The organism is Blautia sp. 1033sp1_1033st1_G9_1033SCRN_220408 (assembly GCF_040929965.1).
Classification (GTDB): domain Bacteria; phylum Bacillota; class Clostridia; order Lachnospirales; family Lachnospiraceae; genus Blautia_A; species Blautia_A ammoniilytica.
In genome coordinates this window covers 159,593-178,355 of the sequence record NZ_JBFKZO010000001.1, presented here as the reverse complement: position 1 = coordinate 178,355, position 18,763 = coordinate 159,593, and the positions used below count along the sequence as shown (strand labels likewise).

Sequence of the window (18,763 nt, the reverse complement as noted above, 5' to 3'; positions counted from 1 at the left end):
ACGGCTCATATTATATCTTATTTTGTTCAGTTTGTACACCCCCGGCAGGGCTCTCTTCCAGGTACCGGATGATCCCGTCAGCAATAGCTTCTGCCAGCTTTTCCTGATATTCTTCCTGTACAAGAAGTGTGGCCTCCTCCGGATTTGTAAGAAATCCACACTCTATGATCGTAAGGATCCCTTCGCTTCGCTTTAAAAGATAATAGGTCTTATTCCCCTTTGCTTCCCTTGGTCTGTCTACAGTCAGCTGCTGATTCAGTTCTGTCTGCAGGATCTGTGCCAGCCGCTGTCCTTCCGTTGAGTCCTGATAGTAAAAAACCTGAGGGCCTTTCACCTCCGGATCCTGATAACTGTTCTGATGGATACTTACCGTCAATAAGGGGGTTGTTTCCTTAATGATCCGAATTCTTTTCTGCATATCCTGGGCTTTCCGGTTGTTTCTGCTTTCTCCATACAGCCCCTGATCCTTTTCTCTGGTCATCACCACGGTATATCCCTCTTTTTCCAGATGGGCGCACAGCTTCTTTGCTATCTGCAGGTTGATTCCTTTTTCTTCCAGATTCTTGATGCCGATCATCCCCGGATCCTCTCCTCCATGTCCTGCATCGATTACAATAACACCTTTCTCCTGTCCTTTTGGCACTTTCTTGCTGCTTACAGATACAACAGCGGCCTGTCTTGACAGCAGGTAAAAGCTTACCAGCATCAGACAGGCCATGATCAGTTCCATTCTGTATTTTTTCATGAACGCACCCCTTTGGCATATTCCTGTTATTTATATGCCTAAAAGAATGCATTTATTATCGTCCTGTTAAAATCCTGCTTTCTTACTGAGCAGCTGCCAGATTATCAGAAATCACCTGCCAGATCCCGCTGTTCTCAAAGCCCAGCTTCCAGGCAGAAACACCTGCCAGATTGTACTTCACAGCAAGCTGTACCTTAGCAGCAATAGAATCTGCATTCTCTACCCAGATCTTATAGGAGCAGTTGTCCTTCTCATATTCTCCATACTGCTGGCTGGTGGTATTATCCCAATATGTCTCTGCATTGTTGGTGGTAAGCACCTCTGCTGCCGCATCCATGCCAATTGCCTCACTGGACAATGTACCCGCCTCGGTCTTCCACAATCTTGTGTAGAACGGCATAGCATTGATCACACGCTCTGCCGGAACCTCTGCCAGTGTATCCTGGATCCCCTGCTCAACCCAGGGAAGGGATGCAACAGAACCGGCTTCTTCAGAGCCTACATAGTGCTCGTCATATCCCATGATCACTACATAATCCACAACTCTGCCCTGCTCTGCTCTGTCATAATGGCTGGTATACTCTGCTGGCGGTGGATTATCCACAGAAAGCACCAGATTGTTCTTATGGCACTCAATAGAAAGCTCTCTTAAAAACTCAAGGAAATGAACCCCTACATCTTCCTTCAGGTATTCAAAATCCACATTGATCCCATCGATCCCAGCGCCTACAGCAGCATTTACCAGCTGGGATATCAGATTCTGCCTTGCACTTGTCTTGGCCAGAAGCTCTGAAGTATTCACATTTTCACTGAAATTATCAACCAGTCCCCAGATCTTCAGTCCTTTCTCATGAGCCTGTGCAACATAATCTGCAGTAGCTATATTGGAAATATTCCCTGCATTATCCTGCACTGCAAACCAGGTAGGCGAGATCACATTGACACCTGTCATATTCTGGGTAGCCTCTGCAAATGTACTGTTAGCCTCCTGGCTCATCACCTGATGCCATACCATATTTACCTTCTGATCCATGGTAATGTAATTATACTGCTCTGCCTGGAAATCTCTCTCCAGTGTAGTATCCTCTGGCACACTGATCCGGCTCTTCTCTATATATCCGATATAACCGTCCCAGGTAGCAACCTGTGTCCAGTTCTCCAGTTCCTGCATAAAAATCAGAGAATCCCCTTTACTTACCTTTGTAAGAACCGGTGACTTGATCCCACCCTGATACCTTACATATGTATCCTTCTGTACCTGTACAGTCTGGATCCCTGAAAACTGTTTCTGAATAGTGATCCTGGCAGGATCTGTATATACGTATGCGTCAATATCTGTATACTGCTTGATATAGTCAACGCTTAAATAAACAACGCCATCTTTAAGCCATACCTCACTGCCCGAATCAACCTGTGCCGGCTGGCTGGTCAGCTGGGTGGGAGTAGCATACAGTACCTGCTGTCCCTCAGAATCCCAGTAGTATCGCTGATTAATATATGAATCCACAACATCTATAGGAATATATGTCTTATTATCAGAAACAAGGCCTCTTGACTCCAGACGCTCTGTACCCACAATAATGGCACACTGCCCGTCAGCTACTTGTCCGTAATATTCATTCAGATCCATTCTCTGTCTGGTAGGAACATACTTCATGATCACGTGAACAGCCACTCCTACAAGGGCCACCACCAAAATCAGTACACATACCAGTATTACTGGTTTTTTCTTTCTATCCATACTTTTATCCTTTCAGTAAAACCTTTCTCCAAATTCGAGTTTGCTACCGCCCATTATATCATATCCATTATAAATTGCATTAAGAAATTTGTTTTTTAATAGCATTTAACAGTAAGTTCATTTTTACAGCTTTTTATTTCACAGATTACTATATTTTACGTATTGTTTTATTTTACGTATTGTTTTATTCCACATATTATTATATTTCACAGATCGTTTCATTTCGGCAGGAAATCCCTTCGGACCACGGCTTTGAGTAGGGGGAGCCTGCTGCCAAAGGGATTACCCTGCATTCTATTTACTTTTGTTAGTCAGGATCATCCAGTACAAAGTCAAAGTCCACTCTGGCGATCCGTCCCCGCTCATCTTCTGTATAATCCCGCATATAACCTCCGCCTTCTGCAATCTGACAGGCTTTTGCAATGGATTTCGGCGTACTTGGTTCTCCTTCCAGATACAGGTAGATCCCCTGATTCTGGTATTCCAGAAGTTCATTTTCCAGACTTTTACGGGCTTTTTTCTTTCTTTTACGTGATATATCCTTCTCCGTGCCTTAACCTCCTTTCCTGATTATTTCAGAAAACACCAACTGGTTCTGAAAAGACACTTCCGGCAGATCATTTCATCTTATGGGGAAATATGTACCCTGCCACAGCAAGAACGCTGCATGACAAAATCGGCAAAGTCCACAGTAGTGAAATAATGTTAATACTTTAAGCTGATACCTTGTTTCATAGTAACTGAACCTGTATGGATCGTCCGGCCGTCTTTCCTGAGTTCTATTATACAGTTTCCATTTACATATGCAAGTCTTTTTTGCCAGTTAGTAATTTTTTTTCATTTTGTTTCTAAATATTTTATAAACAAAGAAATAGAAGCAGCTTCCCTCTTGCACTTTTATGCTATATAATATAAAATATAATGAACTTTAGGCAGGAATCATTCCCACTTAAGAATAGGATGTGATGATATGAAGATAGAAAAGATTAATGACAATCAGATTCGCTGCACCCTGACAAAAGAAGATCTGGAGACACACCATATCCAGATCAGCGAACTGGCCTATGGTACAGACAAAGCCAAGCAGCTGTTTCGTGATATGATGCAGCAGGCCCAGATGCAGTTTGGATTTGAAGCTGATAATATTCCACTGATGATCGAGGCTATTCCGGTAAGTACAGAGAGCATTGTCCTGATCATTACCAAAGTAGAGGATCCGGAGGAGTTAGATACACGTTTTTCCAAGTTCTCTCCTTACAAAGGCAGCGACCGTAAGGATACCATTCAGTTGGATGGTGCAGACAATATTATCGATCTGATCCAGAAGCTGTGTGAAGCTAAGGTTCAGTCCCAGACCAAGCCATCAGAGAAGAAGGAAGCACCCACACAAGAAAAGGCACCACAGGAGAATGAAGCCGATATTGACCTTATCCGTCTTTTCTCTTTCCGCACCCTGGATGAAGTGATTCAAGCAGCCCACGGACTGGGAGGCTATTTCACAGGAGAGAATACATTATACAAAGATGCAGCACAGGGATTTTACCGTCTGGTGATCCACCAGTCTGACTGCACTCCTGAGGAATTCAATAAGGTGTGCAACATTCTTTCCGAATACGGGCAGGGCCAGGCATTCACCATGTCAGGAGAAGCACACCTGAAAGAGCATGGGGAACTGATCACCCTTCATGCGGTCCAGAGTCTGGAACAGCTTTAAAGTACAAACATTAATATAATGCATTAAAAATGCCGTATAAGCTGCAGTTCTAAAAGACTGTAACTGATACGGCATTCTCTTTACCTGTTCGCTCTGTCTACAAAGACTCCTCTATAAACAGATGCACATTCGTCTATATAGTGTGCAAATTACTGAGCAAGAAAATCGTTGATCTGCTCTACCAGGACATCTACGTCCATCCCGTGCACCATAGCAGCCTCTTCAAGAGACTCCATCTGGGAAGACGGGCAGCCGATGCAGTGCATACCGGCTCTCATAAGAACCCCTGCAATGTTAGGATCTAACTGAAGCAGTTCGCCGATGAGCATCTGCTTTGTCACCTGTGCCATGATCTGTTTCCTCCTTTATTCGCAAATCTGGAGAGAATCATTATCTGTAAAAGAACCACATCTGCAGTCCTTATAAAGAGTCTCCACCCTTGCCTATTATAATACGATTTTTTACAGGAATCAACATTTACAGTTCTAAAATTTTGTTTATAATTTTATACTTGTAATCCAACGATAGATATATTAGAATAGATTCAGAACCCGGTTAAGGGTACAAAAGAGATTAAAGGAGGATATAACTATGGCATATGTAATTTCTGATGAATGTGTAAGCTGTGGAACATGCGAAAGCGAATGCCCTAACGAGGCTATTTCTCAGGGTGATGATCATTACGTGATCGATGCAGATGCATGTGTTGAGTGTGGAACTTGCGCTGATGTCTGTCCTACAGGCGCTATCAGCCAGGAATAATTTCCTAAGAACGATCAAATGGCTGTCGCTATATGCGGCAGCCATTTTTCATTTATGATCTGAGACAAGTCTCACTGATCACATATGTATTTTATGTTTCTTTTTATTCTTCTTTTCTATTGCTACGGCAGCTTCCTTCCTTGCAAGCTGCTGTCTGCGGATAGCTGCATCAATAGAGCGGCATCTTGCCTCTCCGTCATTCTGAGTGTGAAGTTCCTGTTGGATCAGTCTTTCCAGGATTTGTTGGAACTCCAGGATCTTCCCTGAATCCTCGCTGGCTGGCGGCAGTTCTTTACATCTCTGTCTTTCCTCCTGATCTGTATCCTGATCTTTTTCCTGATCAGTATACACCTGAACAGAAGTATCTTCCAGAAGCCTGACCTTACTCTGGCTCATCCCAGGAGCATTCCTGGCAATCTGGGGAACCAGTTCCTTAATGGCCTTAAGCTGCAGTCCTCTTTTCTTAAGTTCCTGAATATTCATAAACAACTGAATATCATATCCGGTGTAGTATCTGTGTCCAAGCTCATTTCTTCCGATCCTCAGATCCAGTTCTTCTTCCCAGTATCGAAGAACATATGGCTTTAAGCCTGTGATCTGGACGGTCTGTGCTACCGTATATCGCTTATCCACGCTACCCCTCCTTTTTGTAATGCACCTGTGTCCAATATGGTTTGTATCGCACACCTGCATCTTGTTTTAATTATAACAAAGGGGTAATAGATTGCAAGAAAAAGCGATTGACAAAATCCGCCTTACTTTTTCATATTTACAAACTGTGTATATCTTGGCAGCCATACCAGTTCAACCGTACCAATAGGGCCATTTCTCTGCTTGGCAATAATGATCTCAGCAATATCCTTTTTCTCTGTATCTTTGTGATAATAGTCATCTCTGTAAATAAACATTACCACATCCGCATCCTGCTCAATGGCTCCCGACTCACGCAGGTCAGAAAGCATTGGTCTGTGGTCAGGTCTTTGCTCTACTGCACGGCTTAGCTGTGACAATGCGATCACAGGCACTGACAGCTCCCTGGCAAGAGCCTTCAAGGATCTGGAAATATCTGAAATCTCCTGCTGTCTGGAATCTGTTTTGCCGGATCCGCTCATCAGCTGAAGGTAGTCGATCATAACAATCCCAAGATTATGCTCCAGTTTATATTTCCTGCACTTGGAACGAAGCTCTGCAATGGAAATACCAGGCGTATCATCAATGATCAAGTTGGATCGTCCGATAATGTCTGCGCCTTCCACAAGCTTTGTCCAATCCTCATCTTTCAGATTACCTGTGCGCAGATTCTGTGAATCCACATGAGATTCCATGGCAAGCAGACGGTTCACCAGCTGTTCCTTTGACATCTCAAGGCTGAAAATAGCTACTGTTACATCCTTGCGAAATGCCATATACTGGGCAATATTCAATACAAAAGCAGTCTTTCCCATAGAAGGCCTAGCAGCGATCAGTACCAGATCTGACCCATGCATGCCAGAGGTCTTGTAATCCAGGTCTACAAAGCCGGTAGGAATACCGGTAACAGTACCTTTCAGCTTAGACGCCTTCTCAATATTGCTGATAGAATTAAGCACTACCTGCTGGATAGGCACAAATTCTTCACTGGTACGCCGCTGCAAAATATTGAACAGCTTTTTCTCTGCTTCCTCCAGAATAGTCTGTGTGCTGTCTTTTTCCAGATAGCAGGCATTCTCCACCTCTTCATTGGCTTTGATCAGACGTCTGAGAACCGCTTTCTCACTGACGATATTTGCATAATATTTAATATTCGCAGAGGTAGGTACTGCAGTCAGAAGATCACGCACATATTCCATGCTGCTGATATCCGGCGGCAGTTCTTTTTCCTTGAGACGATTCTGCAGGGTGATCAGATCTACCGGCTTTCCTTCATTGCAAAGTTCTACCATTGCATCAAAAATAATCCCGTACTGCTTCTGATAAAAATCATCGCTTGTCAGGATCTCAGAGGCAACCAGGATCGCATCCCTGTCAAGGATCATGGAGCCAATCACTGACTGCTCTGCCTCAATACTGTGCGGAAGTATCCGTTTGATCAATGCTTCTTCCATGAAATACTTACTGCTCCTCTTTTACCCATACTTTCAGGCTTCCTGTTACCTTTGGATGAAGGCGCACCGGAACATTGGTAACGCCAAGGTTACGAATGGGGGACGAAAGCTGCAGTTTCTTTTTATCGATTTCAAGATTCAGCTGCTTCTTAGCCGCTTCAGAAATCTCTTTACCAGAAATAGAACCAAAGGTTCTTCCACCTTCTCCTACTTTCAAAGTAAGAATGATCTCTTTTGTTTCAAGCTCCTTTGCAAAAGCCTGTGCTGCCTCGAAATTTTCCTGTGCAACCTTTTCTGCATTGGCTTTCTGAAGCTTCAGGTCATTCAGATTCTTAGGTGTCGCTTCTACTCCAAGCTTCTTTGGAAGGATCATATTTCTTGCATATCCGTCACTTACATTTACGATTTCGCCCTTTTTCCCAAGGGACTTTACATCTTCCAGTAAAATTACTTTCATGATTCCTTAAATTCTCCTTCTTCGTATAATTGATCTATGATTGCTTTCAGCATCAGCTCCGCCTCGTCAAGACTTTCCTTCAGCTGTGCGCCGGCAATATTCAGATGACCGCCTCCGCCCATCCGCTCCATCATGATCTGTACATTCACTTCATCAATGGCACGGGCACTTACATATACTTCTTTGTTGTATGGAGTAAGTACGAAAGAAGCCTTTACTCCTGCAATATTCAGAAGCTCATTAGCAGCCTGTGCCCCTACAACGGTAGGGCTTTCCAAGCCTTCGCTTGGGCATTTTGCAATGGCAAAGCATTTCCTATAAATGCTGGCAGTACGCACAACCTCTGCCCTTGCCTTGTAAGAATCAATATCATCCCGCAGCATCTTACGCACTCTGGTAATATCTGCTCCATTCCTTCTAAGAAACGCTGCTGCTTCAAAGGTACGTACACCTGCTCTGGTGGTAAAATTGTTGGTATCGATCACAATTCCGGCATACAAGCAGTCTGCCTCCATGCTCCGCAGGCGAAGATCGTCTGAAAAATATTGAAGGATCTCAGCTACCATCTCACAGGTAGAAGAAGCATACGGCTCCACATAAGAGAGTACTGCATTCTGTATTACTTCACTGCCCCTTCTGTGATGATCCAGTACCACAATGGTCTTTGTAAGGTATAAAAGATCCTCACACTCTGTATAACTTGGCTTGTTGGTATCTACAACAACCACAACTGTGTTATTATCCACAAGATCCTTGGCCTGATCTGCATCTACAAACATAGATGGCTCATAATCCGGACTTCCCACATAACCTGCCATCAAAGGACGAATGGATGTGGTAGGATCATTCACCACAATATGCACCGGCTTTCCAAGTGTCTTCCCGGCACGGTATATACCAATGGCTGCCCCTAATGCATCCACATCTGTGATCTTATGTCCCATAACCACAACACGGTCCTTGGTACTCATAAATTCCTTAAGGGCCTGTGCCTTTACCCGTGCCTTCACTCTAGTTGCCTTTTCCATCTGTTGTGCCTTACCGCCAAAGTATGTGATGGTATTGCCATTCTTGATCACCACCTGATCGCCTCCACGGCCAAGTGCCATTTCAATGGCAATCCTGGAATACTCATAATTCTGCAGATAAGTAGATCCGTTCAATCCAATACCGATACTTAAGGTAACAGCCATTTCATTACCGATATTAACCGTTTTTACCTCATCCAGAATATGGAATCTCTGTTCCTTTAATGCTTCGAGGGAACTCTGACGCATGATCAGGAAATATTTGTCTTTTTCCAGCTTACGAACAACGCCATCAAAATTTGAAAAATACTTGGTGATCTTCCTGTCGATCAACGCGATCAAAAGAGAACGGCGTACATCCTCCACGCTATCCAGCGCTTCTTCATAATTATCCAGATACGCCAAGGCTACAACCAGCTTGTCATCTTCATTCTTCTGGATATATTCCTGCAATTCTGTCTCGTCATAAAGATACAGGGCAATCAGACTCAAATCATTCTGCAGCTTCTCCAGAATATCTGTATGCTCAACCACATCCTTCATGGTGATACACTGCATAGATACCCTGTAGATCTCGTTCCCTAAGCCGGTGGTTACTTCTGTTATGTCCTTCTGTCCCGGCACTGGCAGCTTCTCCTGAGTAATATCCGGAAGAAGGGTAGCTATATTCTTATTGTACAACTGGTCTTTCCCCATCAGGCTTGCAAACAGCCGATTGGACCAGACCATCCTGCCGTTGGTATCCATAATGGCAAAGGGCAGTGCCAGATCCTCCAGCATACGTTTCTCCAGGGCATTGTATTGTGTGGTAAATGCAACCAGGGCGTTGAGGATCATTGGCTTGTGGTGAATATAGATCAGCAGAACGATCAGTAAGTACACAGCCAGTCCCAGGGATACTAAAAGTCCTGCCCTGATATTAACCATATATACCAGAATATTCAGTCCAAGAAGCAGAATTGCCAGGTACATAGGGGTCCGCATATATTGTTTCAATGGCCCTCTGAATTTTAATTTTTCTTTCATGATTTTTCCCATTCTATTACATAGATAAAACCAATTTTACGTGGATCTATATATTATACCAGATTCATGGAAATATTTCCATACCCAAGTAAAATAAGAAAAAGCCCTCAAATGCTCATAAAATAAGCATTTGAAGGCTTCCAAACATCTGCATTGCTGCATTCAGGAAATTAGTCCTGGATGTATGGCATTAATGCCAAATGACGTGCTCTCTTAACTGCTACAGTAAGAGCTCTCTGATGCTTTGCACAGTTACCTGTAATTCTTCTTGGAAGGATCTTTCCTCTTTCAGAAACATACTTTCTTAACTTTGCTACATCTTTGTAATCGATCTCGTTATTCTCTTTACCACAGAATACACAAACTTTTTTTCTTCTGCGTCCGCCTCTTCTCTTCATGGGAGAATCCGGTCTTTCGCCTCTATTGCTGTAAGCCATGATTAGCTTCCTCCTATCTTCTTGTTATCATCCGTTTGTTCATCTGAGAAATACCTAATTAAAAGGCAGTTCCTCGTCAATTCCATCAGGGATGTTCATAAATCCGTCTGCACTTGCCGCACTTGGTGTAGGCATAGATGGTGCCGCAGCACTGTTCTGAGGATGAGATGCTGCATAGGAATCGCTGGAAGATTTACTCTCTGCAAACTCCTGCTCCTCAACTACAACCTCTGTTGTATAAACCTTCTGGCCGTCACGGTTGGTATAACTGCCGGTCTGAATACGGCCTGTAACCGCAATCTTCAGTCCCTGTCTGAAATACTTCTCAGCAAACTCTGCTGTACGTCCAAAAGATACACAGCTGATAAAATCAGCGGATGCCTCGCCATCACGGCGAAACCTCCTGTCTACTGCCAATGTATATCTGGCAATTGCCAGTGCATTCTCCCCTGCGGAATATCTTACTTCAGGGTCTCTTGTTAAGCGTCCCATTAAAATTACTTTGTTCATTCTATTTACCTCTTTCGATGATCGGTTGAACGGGTTCTTAATGGTGCTTTCTGATTAATTGCCAAAAGCTTATGCGTCTTTTCTGACAACTAAGTATCTTAATACATTGTCCATGATACGCATATGTCTTTCTACTTCTGCCGGACACTGAGCATCTGCTTCAAACTGAATGAAGTAGTAGAAGCCTTCATGCATTTTCTGAATCTCGTAAGCTAATTTCTTCTTACCCCATTCTTCAACTTCTGTGATTGTGCCATTGTAACGTGTGATGTAGCCTTTAGCTTTCTCAACAACTGCATCACGTACTTCGTCCTCAACTTTTGCACTCACAACTAATGCTAACTCGTACTTGTTCATGCCTGTCTTACCTCCTTATGGTCTATTGGCCCTTTGCCTGTCAAAGAGCAAGGATATGAATATATCACGATTGTTGATTTTAACACATTTTCCCGGCTATGTAAAGCCCTATTTTTCTTTTTCTAATGATTTTTATTCTCTTTATAATTATTCTTATGCTTTTTATGCTTTATGCTATTTTAGTTTTCCCTGTGTCATTGATCTTGTGATTTTTTCTGCAGATTCCTGGTATTTTTCTCCACCATCTTCCGCGGCACCATGATCTGGTGGCCGCATCCTGTACATTTCAGCCTGAAATCCGCCCCTACACGAAGGATCTCCCAGTCTTTGCTGCCACAGGGATGTGTTTTTTTCAGCGTGACAATATCTCCCACTTCATAAAGAAGTCCCATGACTATGCTCCTTTACCTGTAATTGTGAAAACACCTGCCCAATCGGCTCCTGGATCAGAAGATCTGCATACCGGTCTCTCGGTGTAGGTGACTTGTTGATCACTACCAGATGATCTCCCTGAAAATAATCAATCAGTCCTGCTGCCGGATATACAGCCAGAGACGTCCCGCCGATAATCAGTACCTGTGCCTGGGAAATAGCCTTCACTGCCTCTTCAATGGTATGTGTATCCAGCCCTTCCTCATAGAGGACAACGTCTGGCTTAATAATCCCGCCACAGCTGCATCTAGGCACTCCTTCTGAATGTTTCATATAAGAAAAATCATAAAACTTCCGGCATTTCATGCAGTAATTCCTATATACACTGCCATGAAGTTCCAGCACATTCCGGCTTCCAGCCATCTGGTGAAGATTATCAATATTCTGGGTGATCACAGCCTTAAGCCTGCCAGCCCTTTCCAGCTCTGCCAGCTTCTGGTGAGCTGCATTTGGCTTTGCAGTATCACACAGCATCTTATCTCTGTAAAACCTGAAAAACTCTTCCGGCTTTCTCATAAAAAAAGTATGGCTTAAGATCGTCTCCGGCGGATAATCATAGGTCTGATTATACAGCCCGTCCTGGCTTCTGAAATCCGGGATCCCGCTTTCTGTGGAAACACCCGCTCCGCCAAAGAATACAATATTATCATACTGATCCACAAGCTCCTGCAGTTTCGCTATCCCATTCTCCATCACTACAGCCTCCTCATACTAATTATCCTTTTCTACATCCAAAGTATCAACTCTTTTACCCTGTACCACATATCTGGTGGATTCGTTGCCTGTACAGGTAGAAAGTGTAACGATCTTGTCCTGTATGGTAAGCGTACCTGGTGTGGTCTGGATCTCTGAAAGAGTTGGCATTTTGTCCAGATAATCCTGAAATTCCTTACCAGGTCCTTTAAACAATGTATATGTATCACTATTTACCGCTGTAACATAAGCGGAAATAATCTCATACCGATAATCCTCATCAGGTGTAAAAATCCAGAAATATTTGCTTTTCTTGTATGTTTCCGGGTCTTTACTGAATTTTTTCAGCTGTCCGAACATAGAACCATTCTTCATATTGTGTCCGTATACCAGTGTATTACAATCGTTAAAATCTCCGGAATTCTCATAGTCAATAAAAATCGTGCCTGCAAAATTGTAATTCTTCTCATAGGTCATGTGAAGATAAGTACTGTTATCCTTTCCCTTCACAATAGGATAACTCACATTATCCAGTGCTTCCACATAAATCCATCCAATCACGTCCGTATTCACACTGCGAAGAGTATCAAAATCAATCTTCATAGGTGCTTTCAGATCAGATTTCTTTTCATCGTCTGTCTCCATGTCGATTGGATCCTCATCAGGATCACGCTCTGTCACTGCCATCTGTGCGATCTGGTTATATTCGTCAGAGCCCTTTTTGTACTCTGTGTAAATGTGGTACAAATTAAAGGCTGCATAACAAAAAACGCCCACAGCCAGAAGCAGTACCAGAGTAAGCACCACATCACCGGCGGTTTTCTTTTTTTTCTTTTTATTATCCTTCATAGCGCGCCTCCTCTATAATTATAGTAATCCCTCCCGGAAGTTGCAAGTATTATCTTGACTCCAAAGCCTGCTCACAGGCCTGTAAAAGCTGCTGCTGTTTTCCCGGCAGAAGCTTGTCACTGTACTTAAAATAGGGTGCACAGCCATGCTCTGCAATAAAGGCAGACGCCAGCGGATTCCCAGTAAGCCTGGTTACCATAAGCATCATCTCTGCTCCATCCCCAAAGGCCTTTTCCATAAAGTCAAAAGCTCTTAAAAGGGCATGTCCTGTCTGGGTACAAAGAACTTCTGTTTTCTGCTTCTCTTCCTGAAAGAATATCTTTATTCTCTCAAATTGCTCTTCTCTTTTGGTAATATGAAGTTTCCTCAGTTCCAGATCATATCTTTCCATGCATGCAATCGTCTGTCTCTCCAGCAACGCTTCCTCCATGGAAAGAAGACCTGACGTTTTTCGTACTTCAAAGCTTTTCTTCTGATCCTTTATATACTGTCCAAACCAGCTATCTGCTTCGGACTTTGCGTTCTTATCTGTTATGGGGTTATTTTTCAGTGCATACAGTTTATCATAAAGAAGAGACAGCCGCTTTTTGCCTGTATCTGCACACATCAGCCTTTCATTCAGATCTTGCAGAAAAAGCCCGGTAACAGTAAGCCGTTCTTCTGCCGATCCATTCCCGGCCATATCCAGCTTTTCTTCCTCCATGTGCTTTGAAAGGCTTCCGTCCAGAATCTGGTGGATTCCATAATCTGTGCCATACTTTTGATAAATCTGGTAATAAGAAGCGAAATCCCTGCCAATTTCCTTTTCCTGAATGAACTGACAGATCAGATTCTCAGTCACTTGGATATCCAGATCTTCGTAACTTTTCAGGATCCTGGACAAATCCTCCCATCCTCTTGCTGTAACAAAGGCTTTTTCCTCCCGGCTGCTCCTTATGTAGTAAAAACTGTCCCTATGGATATTAAGATAAGAAAGCACTGCTCCATGGATCTTATTTTGCCAGGCATATTCCATCCAAGCCTCCAAATCCGGCTGGATCTCCATCTTCCGGACCCGGTCCAAAGTTACAATATCAAACTCCCGGACAGACTTGTTATATCCTGGTGGATTACCTGCTGCTACGATCAGCCACCCTGCCGGTACCTTATGTCCGCCAAAGGTCTTATTCTGAAGAAACTGAAGCATGGCTGGTGCAAGTGTCTCAGACACACAATTGATCTCATCCAGAAACAGAATTCCTTCCTTCTTTCCTGTACTTTCCATCTTGGCATATACAGCTGCAATGATCTCACTCATGGTATATTCCGTAACATCCATGGAAATGCCCTCATATTCCCTGGAAACGATTTTTGGAAGTCCTACTGCGCTCTGACGGGTATGATGTGTCATTGTATAAGAAACAAGACCTATATTTTCTTCCTTCGCTACCTGCTCCATAATAGCGGTTTTACCAATGCCAGGTGCCCCTATCAGGAATAAAGGTCGTTGATGTACCAACGGATATGTATAATTCCCTTCTTCATCCTTTTTCAAATATGCATGCAGTGTATTCACAATTTCTTGTTTTGCCTCTTTAATATTCATCATCTTTGCTCCCTGCAGACAGCTGCTTGCCGTTTTCCCGATTATTCTCTGTTAAGTCCACACCTTTAATACGTAAGCCCAAGATGGAACCATTTTCAAGGAATCTGTATCCTTCAAAAATACAAAGGCTGTATCATAGTCCGGCCTTTCTTCCGGATAGACTCCGTCCCCATCTGTAAAATAGATCAAAGCCCCCAGATCCTTAAGCTGACCTTCCTTCCGAAGCTGATCCACATAGCGGAAAACCGGACAAAAATCTGTTCCTCCACGTCCCTGGATCTCTATTTTGTCTTCCAGTTTTCTCCAGTCCTCTTCTCTGCGGATCACATCTATTTTTTGGATACAGCAGTCACACTGGATCAGATATACCTCCATCTCACTAAAAAAGTTTTCTTTGCTGCTTAAAATACTATATGTTTCCTCCAGAAACCTTTGTACGACAGCAGCTGAACAGGAGCCTGAGGTATCAATGGCAATCACCAGCTGGGAAAGCCGGCTGGCTTCCTGATATTCCAATGGTTCGATCAGTGGAACATCCCCATAGTACTCCATACCATAGTTATAAAATATATAATCAAAGCTTTCCGTATCCAGCTTTACTTCTTCCCGTATATGAAAATATTTCTGAAGAAAATCCCGGTAGTCATAATCCTTCCTGCCTGCAAGCCTTATTTCCTCCTGGCGCATGCCTGGAGACATACCAGCCCACAGTTTCTTTTTCTCTTTTCCTCTGGACATGGACAAAAGAATCTCTTCCCATTTCTTCCAGATTGCCTTAGCACCTGTCTGCTTTTCTCTCCATAAGCTGTGATCATCTATTCTTATACTTTTTTCCAGTTTTAACTGCTCTTCTTTCTTAAGACAGCACAATGTGTCATAGATCCGATAAGGAGAAAGCTCCTGCTCTTGATGTCCCCCAGCCTCATTCCCGGTAATGGATGTGCAAATCCTTTCTACGAACATGTCACAGGCAAGATCCCACAGATTTTCCTGCTCCTTCCCTGCCAAAAAGGGATGCAGATAAATACAGTGCAGGATCATATGCAGATAAGCCTTTGTAACAGTCCCTGGATCCTCCTGATATTTCTGTAGAAGCCATACAGGGGAAAATAATATTTTTACTCCATCCGTCCCTATCCCGGCAATTCTGTCATCTGCTTCCCACTGTAAAATAAACAGTGCCTGTTCAAAAGAGGGATACGATAAAAACAACTGATTCCGACAATATTCAAGAATCTGTATGCCGATCTGTGCCTGGCTGCTATCATAAGCACGCTTCCAGGGAGCTGTCTTATAAATCATATTCTCTGTCTTCATATCCGTATCTGTCATTTTTCTCCTTCATCAGCCAGACCAGGGCTTGTAATCTGCCTTCTTCCCTGGCAGTCCGTATGAAAGTCTCCAGTTCCTTTTTGCCATACCAGCCCTGTTCAGCCAGTATTTCCATCTGTTCAATCTGCTGGCTCCTGATCAGCGCTTCCATTGCCGGACGGATCCTTTTTTTCAGGTAAATACCATATTCCTCCTGCCGTTCATCTTCTCCATCAAAAGCAAAAAAGCCGTCCAGTGCTGCCTGCAGCCGGACCGGCTCTTGCCTGGCACTTCGGAACCTGTGGTATGTTTCATCTTCCATAACCAGCGTCCTTTCCTGTCCCTTTGAGAGTACCATAACCTATAATGTCTGTCATCAATATCTATACCGTTTCCTGTATTTCAAAAGAAAAGCCACAGCCATCACAGCTCCCATCCCTTCTGCAACTACAACTGCGCCCCAGATACCATTCAATCCAAATAGCAAAGGCATCAGGATCACCAGACCACCACGTAGAAGGAAAGATCTTGTGAAAGAAAGCAATGCAGAAACCATTCCATTACATAGTGCAGTAAAAAAAGAAGAAGCATAAATATTGATCCCGCAAAACAGGTAGCCCAATGCAAAAATACGAAAGCCTCCAACCGTCATGTCAAGCAGCTGCTGATTGTATCCTACAAAAGCAACAGACAGCGGATGACTGACGCCTTCTGAAACAGCCACCATTGCCACAGAAGTAATGCCGATCACAGTCAGGCTTTTCCTGAAAATATTGTGAAGTTCCTGATGATTTTCTGCCCCATACTGATAGCTGACAATCGGTGCGCTGCCAGCCGAAAAACCCAGAAATGCTGCTACAAATACAAAATCCACGTACATCATAACCGAATAAGCAGCCACACCACTCTCGCCGATGATCCGCATCAGCTGGATATTATATAAAATACCGATCACAGATGCTGAAATATTACTTAAAAGCTCAGAAGAACCATTGGAACAGGCCAGAAGCAGCTGTCTTGGATAGAAGCGAGTCTTCGTAAGGTGAAGGGCACGTTCCCTTTTCTTAAGGAAAAAGAAAAGAGGCAAAATACCGCCTACCACATAGCCCATCACTGTAGCAAGGCCTGCACCAGTGATCCCCAGGCCCAAAACTGCAATAAATACATAATCCAGAACCATATTGGTGATCCCGGACAGTATGGAAAGCACCAGTCCTAGCATTGGCCGTTCGCTGACCACAAAAAAATTCTGGAAACTGGTCTGAAGCATAAAGGGAACACTTCCTGCAAGTAGAACTGCTCCATAGCTGATACAGTCATCAATCAGAAGTTCACTGGCACCGGCAGCCCACATAATAGGCTCAACAAGCAATACTGTGATAATGGAAAGCAGACCTCCCACAATCATGATCGTATAGATGATCATGGAAAAATACCTGTCTGCCAGTTCTTTATTGCCTTCCCCTAAGGTTCTGGCTACCAAAGCGCTGCCGCCGGTACCCAGCATAAAGCCTATGGCTCCTATGATCATGGCAATGGGAAAAGCAATATTTACTGCAGAAAGTGCCATATCTCCAACAAGATTAGACACAAACAGTCCGTCTACCACACTGTATAACGATGCTATTACCATTGTCACTATAGAAGGAAGTGTAAATCTTAACAGTCTTCCATAACTAAAATGATCGGATAATCTGATCTTCATAAACAAAAGCCTTTCTTATTTTCTATATGCGAAAAGAGGAAGGCCATTATCATCCAATGGGAGGGAAACCACTCCCTGGATCAAAGGCATTGCATACTGTATAAAGTCATCTGTCATATCATTGCCTGATTCTGAAATCCATGAAACAGGAACCGGCTTTTCTTTATTGCAGATCTCATTTACATCTTCCAAACCATAATTCAGTACATATTCATCTTTTTCGCTGTTTCGTATAAAGGACACCATCTTTCCTGTTTCACCCTGTACAGCAGCCTTTACGCCAAATGCTCCGGCCTCCATAGCCTCTTTCTGGTCTGCAGCAGAGAGCATAGCTGTAGAGCATCTCTGATTTACATTCAGTTCTACAGACCTTACCTTTACCTGAAGACGGCTGCGTACCAGATTTTCAAGATACTTTCCGCAGCCTGTAAGCATTTTGTGTCCAAAATTATCAGTGCATACATCATTCTCATATTCGCAGATAAAGGTTCCTTTTTCATCCCTGATCCCTTCGGATACACATACCACCACATTACAGTTCTTATCAAAAGCATGCTCCACATCCATCAGGAATTTTTCTGTGTCAAAAGCCTTTTCCGGCAAATATACTAGAAGCGGATTATCTCCTGAATATTTCCTGGCAAGCACGGAAGCAGCAGTCAGCCAGCCTGCATGACGGCCCATGATTTCAACAATTGTAACAGATTTTTTCTCATAAACATTAGCATCAATAACAATCTCCCGCACTGTGGATGCCACATATCTGGCAGCACTTCCATATCCTGGTGTATGGTCTGTCTTCACCAGGTCATTATCAATGGTCTTTGGAATCCCCAGGATCCGCACATCACTGCCGATTCTTTCTCCATACCGTGACAGCTTACTTACTGTATCCATGGAATCATTGCCGCCTATATATACAAAGTAGCCAATATTCATATCATGAAAGCTGGCAAAGATCTGCTTATATGCCAGATCATCCAGATTTTCAGGAAGCTTATGTCTGCAGGAGCCAAGATATGCCCCTGGTGTATATTTCAATGTTTCCAAATCTTCCCCCGGAAGCGCCACGTCAAAATCCATTACCTGCCCCTTCAGAAATCCCTCAATTCCATTTACCATTCCATAAATACGGTCAACTTCAGCCTGATCTCTTCCCCCTTTAACAATGCCATAAAGACTGCTGTTGATTACAGCTGTCGGTCCTCCTGACTGTCCTACGATCAGATTTTTTCTGTCCATATCATAGCCCTCCTTCTTAAGATCTGTAAATCAGTCCTCTCATTATATATGAAAATCTCTAAAAAGTAAATGTGATATAGCCATT

The 18,763-nt window shown here is 43.4% G+C and carries 20 protein-coding genes; 2 read left to right on the top strand and 18 right to left on the bottom strand.

The annotated features are described in order from the left end of the window. Positions 1 to 10: 10 nt before the first annotated feature. Together AB5916_RS00870 and AB5916_RS00865 are read right to left on the bottom strand one after the other, a co-directional pair. A complete protein-coding gene (locus tag AB5916_RS00870) occupies positions 11 to 745 on the bottom strand; it encodes an N-acetylmuramoyl-L-alanine amidase (RefSeq protein WP_368188902.1) in 735 nt (244 codons plus the stop codon). An 82-nt stretch (positions 746 to 827) separates the two neighbouring features. Further along, on the bottom strand, positions 828 to 2,486 hold the full coding sequence (locus AB5916_RS00865; RefSeq protein ID WP_158420095.1) for a glycosyl hydrolase family 18 protein: 1,659 nt from the start codon (positions 2,484 to 2,486) through the stop codon (positions 828 to 830). Between the two features lie 970 nt (positions 2,487 to 3,456). Between AB5916_RS00865 and AB5916_RS00860 the strand changes: the two genes are divergently transcribed. Beyond that, complete coding sequence (locus AB5916_RS00860) at positions 3,457 to 4,200, top strand: adaptor protein MecA (RefSeq protein WP_158420094.1); 744 nt, start codon at positions 3,457 to 3,459, stop codon at positions 4,198 to 4,200. A gap of 149 nt (positions 4,201 to 4,349) precedes the next feature. On the opposite strand, the gene AB5916_RS00855 is transcribed toward AB5916_RS00860, so the two are convergent. Further along, complete coding sequence (locus AB5916_RS00855) at positions 4,350 to 4,550, bottom strand: DUF1858 domain-containing protein (protein WP_158420093.1); 201 nt, start codon at positions 4,548 to 4,550, stop codon at positions 4,350 to 4,352. A 241-nt stretch (positions 4,551 to 4,791) separates the two neighbouring features. On the opposite strand from AB5916_RS00855, the gene AB5916_RS00850 reads away from it, so the two are divergent. Further along, positions 4,792 to 4,962 carry a DUF362 domain-containing protein gene (locus tag AB5916_RS00850; protein ID WP_158420092.1) on the top strand — a complete coding sequence of 57 codons (171 nt, stop codon included), beginning with the start codon at positions 4,792 to 4,794 and terminating at the stop codon, positions 4,960 to 4,962. A gap of 78 nt (positions 4,963 to 5,040) precedes the next feature. Here AB5916_RS00850 and AB5916_RS00845 read toward each other — a convergent pair whose 3' ends face one another. The 15 genes from AB5916_RS00845 to AB5916_RS00775 form a co-directional block, all read right to left on the bottom strand. Then, complete coding sequence (locus AB5916_RS00845) at positions 5,041 to 5,595, bottom strand: MerR family transcriptional regulator (protein WP_330603157.1); 555 nt, start codon at positions 5,593 to 5,595, stop codon at positions 5,041 to 5,043. Positions 5,596 to 5,717: 122 nt separating this feature from the next. Further along, complete coding sequence (dnaB, locus tag AB5916_RS00840) at positions 5,718 to 7,046, bottom strand: replicative DNA helicase (protein WP_368188901.1); 1,329 nt, start codon at positions 7,044 to 7,046, stop codon at positions 5,718 to 5,720. A 7-nt stretch (positions 7,047 to 7,053) separates the two neighbouring features. Continuing rightward, positions 7,054 to 7,503, bottom strand: a complete 450-nt coding sequence (gene rplI / locus AB5916_RS00835; RefSeq protein WP_158420089.1) for a 50S ribosomal protein L9 — start codon at positions 7,501 to 7,503, stop codon at positions 7,054 to 7,056. Then, on the bottom strand, positions 7,500 to 9,557 hold the full coding sequence (locus AB5916_RS00830; RefSeq protein ID WP_158420088.1) for a DHH family phosphoesterase: 2,058 nt from the start codon (positions 9,555 to 9,557) through the stop codon (positions 7,500 to 7,502). The genes rplI and AB5916_RS00830 overlap by 4 nt, the downstream gene beginning before the upstream one ends. A gap of 170 nt (positions 9,558 to 9,727) precedes the next feature. Then, the gene (gene rpsR, locus AB5916_RS00825; protein ID WP_158420087.1) at positions 9,728 to 9,994 is read right to left on the bottom strand and encodes a 30S ribosomal protein S18; all 267 of its coding nucleotides are present in this window, start codon (positions 9,992 to 9,994) and stop codon (positions 9,728 to 9,730) included. A gap of 54 nt (positions 9,995 to 10,048) precedes the next feature. Then, complete coding sequence (locus AB5916_RS00820; RefSeq protein ID WP_158420086.1) at positions 10,049 to 10,504, bottom strand: single-stranded DNA-binding protein; 456 nt, start codon at positions 10,502 to 10,504, stop codon at positions 10,049 to 10,051. 69 nt (positions 10,505 to 10,573) lie between these two features. Beyond that, the gene (gene rpsF, locus AB5916_RS00815) at positions 10,574 to 10,861 is read right to left on the bottom strand and encodes a 30S ribosomal protein S6 (RefSeq protein WP_158420085.1); all 288 of its coding nucleotides are present in this window, start codon (positions 10,859 to 10,861) and stop codon (positions 10,574 to 10,576) included. Between the two features lie 194 nt (positions 10,862 to 11,055). Beyond that, positions 11,056 to 11,253 carry a DUF951 domain-containing protein gene (locus AB5916_RS00810; protein ID WP_173729033.1) on the bottom strand — a complete coding sequence of 66 codons (198 nt, stop codon included), beginning with the start codon at positions 11,251 to 11,253 and terminating at the stop codon, positions 11,056 to 11,058. Beyond that, positions 11,237 to 11,986 carry an NAD-dependent protein deacylase gene (locus tag AB5916_RS00805; RefSeq protein WP_158420083.1) on the bottom strand — a complete coding sequence of 250 codons (750 nt, stop codon included), beginning with the start codon at positions 11,984 to 11,986 and terminating at the stop codon, positions 11,237 to 11,239. The genes AB5916_RS00810 and AB5916_RS00805 overlap by 17 nt, the downstream gene beginning before the upstream one ends. Before the next feature lie 18 nt (positions 11,987 to 12,004). Then, positions 12,005 to 12,835, bottom strand: coding sequence for a class B sortase (gene srtB / locus AB5916_RS00800; protein WP_368188900.1), 831 nt, complete (start codon positions 12,833 to 12,835; stop codon positions 12,005 to 12,007). 49 nt (positions 12,836 to 12,884) lie between these two features. Continuing rightward, positions 12,885 to 14,423 (bottom strand): ATP-binding protein, encoded by a 1,539-nt coding sequence (locus AB5916_RS00795; protein ID WP_368188899.1) that lies wholly within the window; start codon positions 14,421 to 14,423, stop codon positions 12,885 to 12,887. A gap of 48 nt (positions 14,424 to 14,471) precedes the next feature. After that, positions 14,472 to 15,752: a VWA-like domain-containing protein gene (locus AB5916_RS00790; RefSeq protein WP_368188898.1), complete on the bottom strand. Its 1,281-nt coding sequence runs from the start codon at positions 15,750 to 15,752 to the stop codon at positions 14,472 to 14,474. After that, complete coding sequence (locus tag AB5916_RS00785) at positions 15,712 to 16,053, bottom strand: hypothetical protein (protein WP_368188897.1); 342 nt, start codon at positions 16,051 to 16,053, stop codon at positions 15,712 to 15,714. The genes AB5916_RS00790 and AB5916_RS00785 overlap by 41 nt, the downstream gene beginning before the upstream one ends. Positions 16,054 to 16,107: 54 nt before the next feature. After that, positions 16,108 to 17,436 carry an MATE family efflux transporter gene (locus AB5916_RS00780; RefSeq protein WP_368188896.1) on the bottom strand — a complete coding sequence of 443 codons (1,329 nt, stop codon included), beginning with the start codon at positions 17,434 to 17,436 and terminating at the stop codon, positions 16,108 to 16,110. Between the two features lie 15 nt (positions 17,437 to 17,451). Next, a complete protein-coding gene (locus AB5916_RS00775; protein WP_368188895.1) occupies positions 17,452 to 18,678 on the bottom strand; it encodes a 6-phosphofructokinase in 1,227 nt (408 codons plus the stop codon). Positions 18,679 to 18,763 lie beyond the last annotated feature (85 nt).